The following is a 13,109-nucleotide window of genomic DNA, read 5'->3' as shown; positions in this document are numbered from 1 at the left end:
CCGGCCCGGGTGCCGCCCACGACCCACGGCCCTCCGGTGCCCCGCTCACTCCAGCCCGCGCGCCCGCTTGAACCGGACCAGCGCGTCCGCCAGGTCCACCACCGGATCCGGGTAGTCGTACGCCGCGCGCTCGGGCCCGGACAGCTTCCACGGCTGGTGCACCGCCGGGCCCGCGAGCCCCGCCAGTTCGGGCACCCAGCGCCGTACGTACGCGCCCTCGGGATCGAACCGCCGGGCCTGGACGAGCGGGTTCAGCACCCGGTTGGGCCGGGTATCGGTGCCGGTCCCGGCCACCCACTGCCAGTTGAGCTGGTTGTTCGCCACATCGCCGTCCACCAGCAGGTCCAGGAAGTGCCGCGCGCCCACCCGCCAGTCGACATACAGCGTCTTGGTCAGAAAGCTCGCCACCAGCATCCGGGCCCGGTTGTGCAGCCACCCCTCGTGCAGCAGCTGCCGCATCCCCGCATCGACCACCGGATAGCCGGTACGGCCCTCCTTCCAGGCCGTCACCTCGGCGCCGTCATAGCGCCAGCGGTCGCCCTTGGTGCGGTAGTCGGCGTGTGCCGCACCGGGCCGGGCCGCCAGCACCTGATGGTGGAAGTCCCGCCAGGCCAGCTGCCGTACGAACGCCTCGGCACCGGCGTCGCTCCGGCCGGACGCCTTGTGCACCAGCTCGACCGGTGAGAGGCACCCGAAGTGCAGATACGGCGACAGCCGCGAGGTGGCATCGCCGGGCAGATCGTCCTGCCGGTCCTGATAGTCGGCCATTCCCGACCGCTGCCAGGCCCCGAACCGGCGGCGCCCCGCCCGCTCGCCGCCCTCCGGCAGCGCGGGCGACGGCTCGCCGTCCGGGCACAGAACCTGCGCGGACGGCAGCCTCTCGGACCGCACTTCGGCGGGAACCCGTACGGAGCGCGGCGCGGGCAGCACCGACCGACGCCCCGCGGCCTGCCAGCGCCGGAAATACGGGGTGAAGACCGCGAAGTGGTCCTTGCCCGGCCCGGAGGGCAGCACCGCGCCGGGCGGCTGCGCGGTGATCACCGCGTCATGGACCACCAGGGAACGCCCCGCCGCCGACAGCTCCGCGCCCAGCCGCCGCTCCCTGCGCAGCGCATAACCGCTCACCCCGGCCGCGAGATGCACCTCCCCGGCCCCGGTCTCCGCCGCCACCCGGCAGGTCTCGGTGACCACGTCCCCCGTACGGATGACCAGCCGACCGCCCCGTTCGCACAGCCCCGCATCCAGATCCGCCAGCGCATCGGCCAGAAACGCCGCCCGGTTGGGCACCATGAACCCGGCGTCAGCGATCCCCGTGTCGATGACGAACAGCGGTACCACCTGTGGCGCGGCCCGCAGCGCGGCATGCAGCACCGGCTGGTCATGCAGCCGGAGGTCGGAGCTGAACAGGCACAGTGCTACATCCATGCCCTACGTCTACACCGAACCGGTGCCTCACGAGCCGCCTGCCGCGGCGCCCGAGGGTCAGGCGAAGGGCAGCCCGCGCCACGGCGAGGACGGGTCCTGGGTGAGGGCGCGGTGGAGATGCACCGCCTCCGCGTACTGCGGCCCGAACCAGCCGTTGTCGAACGCCAGCATCCGGCCCAGGGCGTAGCCCGCGGCGAACTCCTCCCACGAGCCGTACACCTCCCTGGCCCGCGCGACGGCCTGCTGCACGGCCTGCTCGGCCTGGTGCGGTGCGCACAGCCGGGCGCCCAGGCCCCAGCGGACGAGATTGACGGCATGCGCATGGTCCAGCGCGACCAGGGACACCACCCGGCCGTCGGCCGGCAGCAGCCCGTCCGCGCGGAACCGCTCCTCGTAGCGGGTCACGAGCTCGGGGACGGCGGGGGTGTCCGCGGCGTCCGGGGAGCCCGCGGTCTCCGGTTCCTCGCCGGCCGCGTCCTTCGGGCCCTCGGCGGCCCGAGCGCGTGCGCGCAGCGCCGTCTCGGTCTCCGCCGGGACGAACTGCCCGCCGAGCAGCTGGTCCAGACGCTGCTGCCAACTGGCGGGGTCGGTCACCGACCACTGGTCGCGCAGGGTCTGCGCGTCCGCGGCGTGGTCGAGGAAGACCGTACCGAGTTCGTTCCACGGCACGCTGTGGTGCACCGCGATCGGCGCACCGCACGCCAGCCCCTGGGCGACGGGGCCGTGCAGCGGACCGCCGTAGTGCGTGACGAGCAGTCCGCCGGGCCGCACCCCGCCCTGGGCGCGGAGCCGCAGCCAGCCGGCGCGGTGGGTGTGTGACGCGGCGAGGTACGCGGCGCACGGCGTCCCGGGGTTCACCGCGAGCCGCCACTTGTCGTTCGGCCAGTCCTGAGCCAGTTCCTCCACCGAAACCCGGTCGAAGAACTGCTGCGCCTGCCACGGCGGCAGCATGCCGCGGGTCAGGACGGGAATGCATTTACCGCCCGCCGCCGGGTCGTCGTAGACGGGCAGCGGGTCCTGACCCTGCTGAGGGACCGCCAAATACAGATCCTCACCGGCGATCGCCGCGACCTGAGCGTCCCAGTCCCCACGTGCCGTTGCTTCGCACAGCCGCCGCTCGGTATCCGTCGGCGGTATCCATCCCGGAGTAGCCACAGGCCAAGACCCTACGATCACCCGCTCTCCCGCGGGAACCTGGGGTTGCCGGACCGGCAAGGAAGATTGCATGCGCACCATCCGTCACGGAGGCTCGGAGCATGAGCAACCCCGACCGGCCCGGCCCCGGGCACCACCACCCGCACGACAGCGCCCACCCCGACTGGGAGGTGCTCGGCCCGCACCTCGAACGGGGCGCCGAGCTGTACACACCGCTCTACGAACAGGTCACGGCCTGGCTGCGCGAGCCGGCCACCGGCGCGCCCGGCCCCGGCTCGGGCGGCGTGCGCAGAGTGCTCGACATCGGCAGCGGGCCCGGCGTCGTCAGCTGTCTGCTGGCCCGCGCCTTCCCCGACGCCGAGGTGGTCGCGGTGGATGCGACCGAGGCACTCCTGGAGCGGGCCCGCGACCGGGCAGTCCGCCTCGGACTCGGCGACCGGGTCCACATCCATCCCGCCGAGCTCCCGGACGGACTCGACGCCCTCGGCGGCGCCGATCTCATCTGGTCGAGCAAGGCCCTGCACCACATCGGTGACCAGCGTGCCGCGGTCGCCGCCCTGGCCGGTCATCTGCGCCCCGGCGGACTGCTCGCCATCGCCGAGGGCGGTCTCGCCCCGCGCTTTCTGCCGCGCGACCTCGGTATCGGCCGCCCGGGGCTGCAGTCCCGGCTCGACGCGGCCGGCGAGGAGTGGTTCAGCGAGATGCGTGCGGCGCTGCCCGACGCCGCCGACGAGACCGAGGACTGGCCCGCCTTCCTCGCCGACGCCGGTCTGCGCACCCCGCGAACGCGCAGCTTCCTGCTGGATCTGCCGGCCCCGCTGTCCGCCGATGCCCGCGCCTACGTTGTGGCCAACTTGACCCGCGCGCGCGACATGTACGGCGACCGCTTCGACGAGGACGACCTCGCCACCCTCGCCCGCCTCACCGATCCCGAGGACGCCGCCGGTATCACCCGCCGCCCCGACGCCTTCTTCCTGTCGGCGCAGACCGTTCACACGGCGCGGGCGCTGTAGTCCACGGGGCGGCGGCCGGCGCCACACCGCGCCCGTGCGCGCCGGCCGGCCGTCTCCGCCCGGATCAGCCCTGATCCATCGGCTTGGGATGGATGACGGCGAAGGTCGCGCCCTGCGGATCGCTCACCACGGCCATCCGGCCGGCAATCATGTCGAAGGGGCGCTGCAGTGCCGCGCCGCCGGCCGCGGTCACCTTGTCGACGGTCTCATCGGTGTCCGCCACCGAGAAGTACGCCAGCCAGTGCGAGGGGGTGTCGGCCGGCATCTGCTCGGACATCGGCTGCATCCCGCCCACCGGACGGTCCTTCACCACCAGGGAGTAGTAGTTGTCGGCGTCTTCCATGGGGGAGCTCTCGATGCCGAGGGCGGCCTTGTAGAACGTGGCGGCGGCGGACGGGTCGGTGGTGTTGAGCTCGTTCCAGATCAGCGCGCCGTGCTCGTTGACGATGCCGGCGCCGGGGAAGTCGATGGCCTGCCAGACGCCGAACACCGCGCCGGTGGGGTCGGCCGCGATACACATCTTGCCGAGCGTCATCACGTCCATGACGGGCATCAGCACCGTGCCGTCGGCCCCCCGCACGGCTTGGGAGGTGGCGTCCGCGTCGGCGGCCGCCAGATAGGTGGTCCATACGGTCGGCGGCGCGGGCTGGCCGCCCATCGGCACCGCGGCCATGATGCCGGCCACCGGCTTGCCGTGGAGCTCACACACCGCGTAGCCGCCGGTCTCGGCGGGCCCGATCTCTCCCGTCCACCCGAAGACCTGGGAGTAGAAGTCGATGGCCGCTTGCTGGTCAGGGGCCGCGAGGTCGATCCAGCAGGGCGTCCCGGGCTGGTAGGGAGCTGTGACTTCAGGCATCAAGGCCTCCTCGATGGGGCACCTCCCAGACCCTTCAGGCACGGGGGAGGAGCGGAACGCGGAGGGGTACCGGCCCCGGTCGGCACGCCTCGGGAGCCACCCCACACTCACCCTCCACATTCACCGCCGTCCGCCGAGCCCGCCACTCGGATGCACCGCGGCGCCGCCCGGAGAAGCCGGGCGGCGCCGGGACGGGCAGCGGATCAGGCCACGTCGAAGGTGGCCGGGTCCGGACCGAGGCGGTTGCCGGATTCCAGGCCGGCCAGCGCGGTGAGGTCCGCGTCGTCCAGCTCGAAGTCGAAGACGTCGATGTTCTCGGCGATGCGCGAGGGGGTGACGGACTTCGGGATGACGACATTGCCGAGCTGGAGGTGCCAGCGCAGCACGACCTGGGCGGGGGTCTTGCCGTGCTTGGCGGCGAGCTCCGCGATCGTCGGGTCCTCCAGGAGGCCCTTGCCCTGGCCGAGCGGCGACCAGGCCTCGGTCACGATGTGGTGCCGGGTGTGGAAGGCGCGGGAGGCGGCCTGCTGGAACCGGGGGTGCAGCTCGATCTGGTTGACGGCCGGGACGACGGAGGTCTCGCCCAGCAGCCGCTCCAGGTGCTCGGGCAGGAAGTTGGAGACGCCGATGGCCTTGGCGCGGCCGTCCGCGTAGATCTTCTCCACGGCCTTGTACGTCTCGATGTACGTGTCCCTGGACGGGAGCGGCCAGTGGATCAGATAGAGGTCGACGTACTCCAGGCCGAGCTTGCTGAGGGAGGTGTCGAACGCGCGGAGCGTCGCGTCGTGGCCCTGGTCGGCATTCCAGAGCTTGGTCGTGACGAAGAGCTCGTCACGGTCGATGCCGGAGGCGGCGAGCGCCTTGCCGGTGCCTTCTTCGTTGCCGTAGATCGCCGCGGTGTCGATGCTGCGGTACCCGGTGTCCAGGGCCTGGCCGACGGCGCTGAACGCCTGCTCGTCCTCGACCTGCCAGACGCCGTAGCCGAGCTGCGGCATCGCGACGCCGTTGTTGAGCGTGATGGACGGAACCTTGCTCACGGGGGAATCGATCCTTACGTCGGCATTCGTCTTCAGGGATGTCAACGATCATCCGCTGTCGCACATTCCCGTGCGGCGGGGCGGGATGCGGGAAGTGCCTCGCTTTCCGGGGCGCCCGCCGTGGCCGGGGCCGGGTGACCGCCCGCGGCCGTGGGTGCGGAGCGGGTCGCGGCGGTGAGTTCGCAGAGCGCGAACGCCCCGGCGCAGAGCACGGTGAGTCCGGCACACAGTTCCAGGGCGCCGACAAGTCCTGGGAGCCCCTCGGGGACCGCGGAGGCGCCGGGCGAGAGGCCGTCGGCCACCGCCTGCCCGAGCCACAGACAGCCCCCGCAGGCGAAGGCCGCGGCACTGCCGGACCAGGCCAGGGCCAGCGGCGTACGGACCCTCAGCCGGGGCAGCAGGCCCGGCAGGACCAGCAGCAGCAGCCCGGCGGCGCCGGCGAGCGAGAGCAGGCCCGCGGCCCATTCCGACGCGGAGCTGATGACGGTACGGGCGGCCACATCGGGCGCCGCCACACCCAGGGTCGAGCCCGCGCCCCAGAGGATGTGGACGGTGCCCAGCGCCGCGAGCAGCACCGCGGCGGGCAGCAGGAAGATCCGCTGCATCGCCCGGGTGCCGGTGTCCGGCAGTGCGTGCAGCGGACGCCGCAGCAGGGCGCCCCAGCGCTGGTGTGCGTACAGCGCGAAGGCGCCGAGCAGGGTGACGGCCTCGACGGCGAAGCCGCCGTAGACGACGCCGAACACCCACGGGGCGAGGAAGTCGCCGGCGGACAGCGGGTTGCGGGCGCCGGTGACCAGGGCGGTGACGCCGCCGCCGGCGAGGCCCGTCATCAATGGGATGAGCAGCCCTGACGCCATCCACAACGGGAAGGCCAGCAGCCAGGCCGGGGTGCGGCGGCCGGCCGGGCGGGTGAGGGTGTGCGCCACCACGGCGGCGACGGCGTCCAGGAGGAAGGTGACGACATTGGCCGTGATCCAGGCGGCGCGGCCGATGCGGTGGTTGTCGACGACGCCGATGTCGAATCCCAGCACCCACAGCAGCTTGAGCGCGAGGTACGGGACACAGGCGACGACCGCGAGCCGGCCGAGGAGAGTGAGGCGTCGGGTATCCATGGCAGGAGCCTCGTCGGCCGCGGCGCGGACGGCGTCCGACCGGCGGACGATCCGGGTCCGCCGGACGGGGGAGCGCCGCGGTGCCGGCCGGCGCCCACGGCCGCCCAGCCCGTCACGTCTGGTACAGCGCGTCCACCTCGGCCATGTACGTCGTCTCGATCGCCTTGCGCTTGAGCTTCAACGACGGCGTCAGCAGTCCGTGTTCCTCACTGAACTGGTTGGCCAGTATCCGGAACGTACGAATCGACTCGGCCTGGGAGACGAGCGTGTTGGCGGCGACGACGGCGCGCCGGATCTCGGTCTCCAGGTCCGGGTCACGCACCAGCTCGGTGGCCGTCATCTCCGGCTTGTCGCGCATGGCCAGCCAGTGGGTGACCGCCTCCGGGTCCAGGGTCACCAGCGCGGCGATGAACGGCCGGTCGTTGCCGACGACGATGCACTGGGCGACCAGCGGATGCGCCCGTACCCGTTCCTCCAGGCCCACTGGCGAGACGGTCTTGCCGCCGGAGGTCACCAGGATCTCCTTCTTGCGACCGGTGATGGTCAGATAGCCGTCCTCGTCCAGCGCGCCCAGGTCACCGGTGGAGAACCAGCCGTCGTGCAGCACGGCATCGGTCGCCTTGGGGTCGTTGTGGTAGCCGTGGAAGACCTGCCCGCCGTACAGCCAGATCTCGCCGTCCTCCGCGATGTGCACGGTGGTGCCCGGGATCGGGGTACCGACGGTGCCGAAGCGGGTCCGCTCGGGCGGGTTGGCGGTGGCGGCCGCGGTGCTCTCCGTCAGGCCGTAGCCCTCGAAGATCCGCACACCGGCGCCGTCGAAGAACAGCCCGAGCCGGCGCTCCATCGCGGAGCCGCCCGACATCGCATGCCGCACCCGGCCGCCCATCGCCGCCCGGACCTTGCTGTAGACCATCTTTTCGAAGAACTGATGCTGCATCCGCAGCGAGGCGCTCGGGCCGGGCCCGGTGCCGAAGGCCTTGTTCTCCTGCGCCTCGGCATAACGGACCGCGACCTCGACGGCCTTGTCGAACGGCCCCACCTTGCCGTCCGCCTCCGCCCGGCGCCGGGCGGAGGCGAAGACCTTCTCGAAGATGTACGGCACCGCCAGGATGAACGTGGGCCGGAAGCTCTGCAGGTCGGGCAGGAGCGCACGGGCCGCCAGCTCGGGCTGGTGACCCAGCTTGACCCGGCCGCGGATCGCGGCGACCTGGACCATTCGCCCGAAGACATGGGCCAGCGGGAGGAACAGCAGGGTGGCGGCTTCGGTGTCGCCCTTGGAGGTGAAGACCGTCTCGTGGCGCAGCACGATGTTGTCGGACTCGGCCATGAAGTTGGCGTGCGTGATCAGACAGCCCTTGGGACGGCCGGTGGTGCCGGAGGTGTAGATGATCGTCGCCGTGGCGTCCGGCGTGACGGCCATCCGGTGGCGGTGGACGACATCGTCGTCGATATGCGCACCGGCCGCGGTCAGTTCGGCCACCGGGTCGGCGTCCAGCTGCCACAGCTTGCGCAGCTGCGGCAGCCGGTCGATGACCGAGCCGACGGTCATCGCATGGTCCTCGTGCTCGACCAGGCATGCCGAGACACCCGCGTTGTGCAGCATCCAGAAGACCTGCTCCGCCGACGAGGTCGGATACAGCGGTACGGACTGGACGCCGATGGACCACAGGGCGAAGTCGAACAGGGTCCACTCATAGCGCGTACGCGACATGATGCCGACGCGGTCGCCGAACCGGACGCCCTGGGCCAGCAGGCCCTTGGCCAGTGCGAGGACCTCGTCCCGGAACTGTCCGGAGGTGACGTTCTGCCAGTTCCCCGCGTCGTCCTTACGCGCCAGCGCGACGCGATCGGGGTCGGATTCGGCGTGCTCGTAGACAGCGTCCGCCAGCCCGCCGACCCGGGGCGCGGTCGCCAGAGGCGGGACGGTGAACTCGCGCAATGACCCAGCTCCTCGTGGTGTTGCTCACAAGGCCGCGACCGTACCCCACCGTGACGGCATCCGGCAGAGCCGTACCACGTCGCGAACACGGCCGCACGGGAACTGGCCAACTGGAGAAAACGGGTTACTTCGGAGAAGCGTGGACATGATCGAGCCGGTTCAACGCCGGACGATCACGACGCCGGGACCATATCTGCACCAAATCTCTGCACGTGACAGTGGATCAGCCGGTCCGTCCGGAACCTTCTCGCCGATCAGGGGAGCTGCAGGCGGTCGCCGCCCGCGAGGATCGCGTCGGCCAGCGCCTCCGCAGGGCCCCGCGCCGCGCGGTCGAGCTGTCCGTACAGAAGAACGAAATCCACGCCGCCCAGTTCCGGAAGTCCGGCACGTGGCTGAATCTGGACCAGTCCTGGCGGAATCATGCCCCTCGTATGTGCCATAACGCCCAGGCCTGCCCGGGTTGCGGCAATCAGTCCGTTCAGGCTTCCGCTGGTGCAGGCGATCCGCCACTCCCGGCCCGCGCGCTCCAGCGCCTCCAGCGCACGGGCGCGGGTCAGCGCGGGTGGCGGGTAGACGACCAACGGGACCGGGCGCTGCGGATCGAGGCGGAGCCGCTCGGCCCCCACCCACACCAGCCGGTCGCGCCAGACCAGCCGTCCGCGGGAGTCCTCCGTGCGCCGCTTGGCGAGGACGAGATCAAGCCGGCCGGCCGCCTCCAGTTCGTGCAGGGTCCCCGACAGTTCGACGGTCAGCTCCAGATCGACCTCGGGATGGTCCCGCCGGAACTCTTCGAGGACCTCCGGCATCCGGGTCAGCACGAAGTCCTCGGAGGCGCCGAAGCGGAGCCTGCCGCGCAGCCGGGTGCCCGCGAAGAAGCTCGCGGCGCGCTCGTTCGCCTCCAGGATCGTGCGGGCGAAGCCGAGCATCGCCTCGCCGTCCTCGGTCAGCTCCACGCCGTGCGTGTCCCGGGCGAACAGCCGGCGCCCGGCGGCCTCCTCCAGCTTCCGTACGTGCTGGCTCACCGTCGACTGCCGCAGCCCGAGCCGGTGCGCGGCCTGGGTGAAGCTCAGTGTCTGCGCCACGGCGAGAAAGGTGCGTAGTTGAGCGGGTTCGAACATGGGCCCTCCGTCCCTGGCAGGCCGGCCCTCGGGCCTGCCGACCCCTGGGCGCTCATCGCCAAGTGTAATAACAGTGACCACGGTAAGAGGGGTTCCCGATCGCTGCAGCTCACGGCACCCTGGACAGGGCCCACCCAGGCACAGGACCCGCCAGGCACAGGACCCGCCCGGGCCACCGTGCCCCGAGCCGCCGAACGACCGAAGAGAGACCATGCGCCGCCCCCCTCTGCCCAAGCTCCTGTCCCGGCTGCCCGTGGACGGCTACATCCTGGCGCTGGTGGGCACCGTCGCCCTGGCCGCGCTGCTGCCCGCCCGCGGACCGGCCGCCACCGCCGCCGAGGGTGCCTCCACCGGAGCCGTCGCGCTGCTCTTCTTCCTCTACGGCGCCCGGCTCTCCACCCGGGAGGCGATGGACGGCCTGCGCCACTGGCGGCTCCATCTCACCGTCCTGGCCTGCACCTTCGTCGCCTTCCCGGTGCTCGGCCTGGCCGCCCGCGTACTGGTCCCCGAGATCCTGCCGCCCACCCTCTACACCGGTCTGCTGTTCCTGTGCCTGGTGCCGTCCACGGTCCAGTCCTCGATCGCGTTCACCTCCATCGCCCGCGGCAATGTCGCGGCGGCGATCTGCGCCGGCTCGTTCTCCAGCCTGGTGGGCATCGTCGTCACACCGCTGCTGGCGGGCCTGGTCCTGCACGGGGGCGGCGGCGGCTTCTCCGCCGGGTCACTGGTCTCGATCGTCTGCCAGCTCCTGCTGCCGTTCCTCGCCGGGCAGTTGCTGCGGCGGTGGGTCGGGAACTGGCTCATCCGGCACAAGAAGGCCCTCGGTTACGTGGACCGCGGCTCGATACTGCTCGTCGTCTACGCCGCCTTCAGCGCCGGTATGGTCCAGGGCATCTGGCACCAGGTCTCCGCGCTGCGGCTGCTGTGTCTGCTCGGAGTGGAGGCCGTGCTGCTCGCGGTGATGCTGTCCGCCACCTGGTACGGCTCGAAGAAGCTCGGCTTCCACCGGGCGGACCGGATCGCGATCACCTTCGCCGGCTCCAAGAAGAGCCTGGCGGCCGGTCTGCCGATGGCCAGCGTCCTCTTCGGCGCACAGGCCGGGCTCGCGGCGCTGCCGCTGATGGTGTTCCACCAGATGCAGTTGATGGTGTGCGCGGTCCTTGCGAAGCGTTTCGCGGCATCCACGGCATCCACGGCATCCACGGCCTCCGCGGCACCGGAGGCGGCGGTGGCGGGCGCCGCTGCGGGAAGCGCGGCGGTGACGGAGGCAGCGGGGGATCTGGCGGCCGGTGGGGCGCGGCGTTAGCGGGGTCCCGTGCGGTTCAAGGGGAGGCCGCGTGCCGGACCCCGCGAGCCCGCCCGGTCCGCAGGACGCCCATGGCCCGCCCGACGCGGTCGCATCCGGGCAGGCCATGGATGTTGTCGTCCGCCGCGCTGATCAGTTCTTCGCACCCCCGCGCACCCGGTCCAGCGACAGCCCCGTGACCAGTGGGCCGTTCGCCGGGGCGTTGTCGGCCCGTACACCGGACAGTTCGGCATCGGTCAGCGCCCGCCGGTAGACGCGTACCTCGTCCAGTGCGCCCGTGAACTGGACGCGGCTGTCGGGCTTCTGGCCGAGGTGGACGCCGAAGACCGAGCCGCGGCTGACTGACCCGGGGACACCGGGGGCGACGGTGGTCTCGCCCTCGTCCACGGTGAGCAGCAGCCGGCCGCCACTACGGCGCAGCGCCAGATGGTGCCAACTGCCGTCGTTGTAGGCGTCGTTGGTCACCGCCTGGGCGGTGGCGGGCGGTTGGGCGCCGTCGACAGCGGTGAGGCGGGTGACGATCCGGTCATGGGCGGGGTCGCCCGCGAGCGAGACCTGCGGGGACCTGCTGCCCACACCACCCATCCACAGCAGCGGCTGTTCACCGGTGGTGGCGTCATAGCGGAACCACAGGCTGCAGGTGAACTCGCCGGTGCCCAGGGGGAGGGAGCGGCGGAAGGGGAGGCGCACCGCATCGTCGGTGCCGTCGAAGGACAGCGCCCGCCCGAAGCGGCCATCGGTGCCGCGGGCGCCGCCCAGGACGAGCGCCGGCCGGGCGCCGGGAGCGGTGTCGCGGGTCGTGGGGTCCGGGGCGCGCCGCGGGCCGAGCCAGTCCTCGGTGAAGCGGGCGAAACGGATCTCGTCCCGGGCGTCGACCGCGCCGCCCTCGTACATCAGGCCGGTGACCTCATGGGAGATGGCGACCAGATCGGAGTAGCCGGACCAGTCGGTGGCGACGCGGGCGCCGCGGTCGGCGCTCTCCCAGGTGCGGCCCTCGTCATAGGAGGAGCGGATGGTCATGGTCCGGCGCCGGTCGGGGTCGGCGGGCGCCGCGAACAGGGTGCGGCTGCGGCCGGTGCCCGCGTGCGGCAGGCGCAGCGCCGAGCCCTGCACCATCGGGGTGTAGAGGTCGGGAAGGGCGCGGAACGGTGCGACGAAGGAGCCGCCGCCGTCGTGGCTGACCGCCGCGGTGCGATGGCCCAGGTCGGTGCCGTCCTGTTCGCGGCCGTTGACGTAGACCGAGCCGTCGGAGCGCTCCAGGAGGGTCATCTCCGAGGGCTTTTGACGGAACGTCCCACCGGCCGTGACGGGCCAGGTGTCCAGCGCGCCGACCTTCCAGGTGGCGCCGCCGTCGTCGCTGTGGATCAGGGCGGCGTGGTTGGCGGTGACCCGGTGGTCCGCATAGCTCTCGGCATTCATGCTGAACACCAGCCGGCCCGCGTGCCGTCCGTGGGTGAGCTGGATGCCGTGCACCGGACCGGTGGCGTACCAGGAGTTCCACCGCGGAGGCCGGATGCTGTCGGTCAGATCCCGGGGCGGGGACCAGGTCGCGCCGTCATCGTCGCTGTACTGGAGATGCGGGGTGCGATCGCAGGGGACATCGCAGCTGAGCCCGTCGATGCGGCCCGTGTTGTAGGTCTCGGCGAGGACGATACGGCCGGTGCGGCGGTCCACGATGGGCGCCGGATTGCCGTGGGTGTCGCCGTTTCCGCGGTTGATGACCTGGAGCGGTCCCCAGGTCCGGCCGCCGTCGGTGGAGCGTTTGAGGACGAGGTCGATATCGCCCGCGTCGCCGCAGTCGTGCCGCCGGCCCTCGGCGAACGCGAGCAGGGTGCCGCGCGTGGACTGTACGACGGCCGGTATACGGAAGCAGTAGTAGCCCTTCTCTTGCGACGCCTTGAAGAGGATCTGCTGGTCGAATCCACCGGCGGGGGCGGCGGGGGCGCCCGGCGCACCGTCCGGCGCGGCATGGACGGGGGCGGTCGGCAGGAGGGCGACGGCGGTGGCGGTCAGTGCGGCGAGCAGCGCCGCGACGCGGCGGCGCCGGGGTCTGCTGCGGGGGCTGGGGTGTGCGCGGAGAACTGACGTCATGGTCCGGCCTGCCCTTCGAGGCATCGGCGTCGGGTCATCAGGACATCCCACGTCCTA

Annotated in this window: 10 protein-coding genes; 2 read left to right on the top strand and 8 right to left on the bottom strand. The window is 72.0% G+C overall.

The window, feature by feature from the left end; all coding sequences use genetic code 11:
* Positions 1–45: 45 nt before the first annotated feature.
* Entirely contained in the window at positions 46–1,425 is a 1,380-nt protein-coding gene (locus tag SLV14N_RS06750; protein WP_263268579.1) for a deoxyribodipyrimidine photo-lyase, read from the bottom strand.
* A 57-nt stretch (positions 1,426–1,482) separates the two neighbouring features.
* A complete protein-coding gene (locus SLV14N_RS06745) occupies positions 1,483–2,580 on the bottom strand; it encodes a DUF1266 domain-containing protein (RefSeq protein WP_263268577.1) in 1,098 nt (365 codons plus the stop codon).
* A 101-nt stretch (positions 2,581–2,681) separates the two neighbouring features.
* On the opposite strand from SLV14N_RS06745, the gene SLV14N_RS06740 reads away from it, so the two are divergent.
* On the top strand, positions 2,682–3,593 hold the full coding sequence (locus SLV14N_RS06740; protein WP_208680194.1) for a trans-aconitate 2-methyltransferase: 912 nt from the start codon (positions 2,682–2,684) through the stop codon (positions 3,591–3,593).
* A 64-nt stretch (positions 3,594–3,657) separates the two neighbouring features.
* On the opposite strand, the gene SLV14N_RS06735 is transcribed toward SLV14N_RS06740, so the two are convergent.
* From SLV14N_RS06735 to SLV14N_RS06715, 5 genes are all read right to left on the bottom strand, one after another.
* Entirely contained in the window at positions 3,658–4,449 is a 792-nt protein-coding gene (locus SLV14N_RS06735; protein WP_263268575.1) for a VOC family protein, read from the bottom strand.
* Between the two features lie 203 nt (positions 4,450–4,652).
* Entirely contained in the window at positions 4,653–5,486 is an 834-nt protein-coding gene (locus SLV14N_RS06730; protein WP_208680192.1) for an aldo/keto reductase, read from the bottom strand.
* A gap of 41 nt (positions 5,487–5,527) precedes the next feature.
* Positions 5,528–6,598 (bottom strand): hypothetical protein, encoded by a 1,071-nt coding sequence (locus SLV14N_RS06725; RefSeq protein ID WP_208680191.1) that lies wholly within the window; start codon positions 6,596–6,598, stop codon positions 5,528–5,530.
* 112 nt (positions 6,599–6,710) lie between these two features.
* Positions 6,711–8,537, bottom strand: coding sequence for a long-chain fatty acid--CoA ligase (locus SLV14N_RS06720; RefSeq protein ID WP_208680190.1), 1,827 nt, complete (start codon positions 8,535–8,537; stop codon positions 6,711–6,713).
* Between the two features lie 254 nt (positions 8,538–8,791).
* On the bottom strand, positions 8,792–9,655 hold the full coding sequence (locus SLV14N_RS06715; RefSeq protein ID WP_018090532.1) for a LysR family transcriptional regulator: 864 nt from the start codon (positions 9,653–9,655) through the stop codon (positions 8,792–8,794).
* Between the two features lie 211 nt (positions 9,656–9,866).
* On the opposite strand from SLV14N_RS06715, the gene SLV14N_RS06710 reads away from it, so the two are divergent.
* Entirely contained in the window at positions 9,867–10,961 is a 1,095-nt protein-coding gene (locus SLV14N_RS06710) for a bile acid:sodium symporter family protein (protein ID WP_263268572.1), read from the top strand.
* A 132-nt stretch (positions 10,962–11,093) separates the two neighbouring features.
* Here SLV14N_RS06710 and SLV14N_RS06705 read toward each other — a convergent pair whose 3' ends face one another.
* On the bottom strand, positions 11,094–13,052 hold the full coding sequence (locus tag SLV14N_RS06705; RefSeq protein WP_263268571.1) for a sialidase family protein: 1,959 nt from the start codon (positions 13,050–13,052) through the stop codon (positions 11,094–11,096).
* Between the last annotated feature and the right edge of the window lie 57 nt (positions 13,053–13,109).

The organism is Streptomyces sp. Je 1-4 4N24, from assembly GCF_026239515.1.
Taxonomy (GTDB): Bacteria; Actinomycetota; Actinomycetes; order Streptomycetales; family Streptomycetaceae; genus Streptomyces; species Streptomyces nigrescens.
This window is presented reverse-complemented; position numbering and strand designations above follow the sequence as displayed.

Excerpts from the sequence above, each read along its gene's own strand:
- SLV14N_RS06715 (WP_018090532.1), bottom strand. The coding sequence starts at position 9,655 with ATGTTCGAACCCGCTCAACTACGCACCTTTCTCGCCGTGGCGCAGACA.
- SLV14N_RS06740 (WP_208680194.1), top strand. The coding sequence starts at position 2,682 with ATGAGCAACCCCGACCGGCCCGGCCCCGGGCACCACCACCCGCACGAC.
- SLV14N_RS06750 (WP_263268579.1), bottom strand. The coding sequence starts at position 1,425 with ATGGATGTAGCACTGTGCCTGTTCAGCTCCGACCTCCGGCTGCATGAC.
- SLV14N_RS06710 (WP_263268572.1), top strand. The coding sequence starts at position 9,867 with ATGCGCCGCCCCCCTCTGCCCAAGCTCCTGTCCCGGCTGCCCGTGGAC.
- SLV14N_RS06725 (WP_208680191.1), bottom strand. The coding sequence starts at position 6,598 with ATGGATACCCGACGCCTCACTCTCCTCGGCCGGCTCGCGGTCGTCGCC.
- SLV14N_RS06735 (WP_263268575.1), bottom strand. The coding sequence starts at position 4,449 with ATGCCTGAAGTCACAGCTCCCTACCAGCCCGGGACGCCCTGCTGGATC.
- SLV14N_RS06705 (WP_263268571.1), bottom strand. The coding sequence starts at position 13,052 with ATGACGTCAGTTCTCCGCGCACACCCCAGCCCCCGCAGCAGACCCCGG.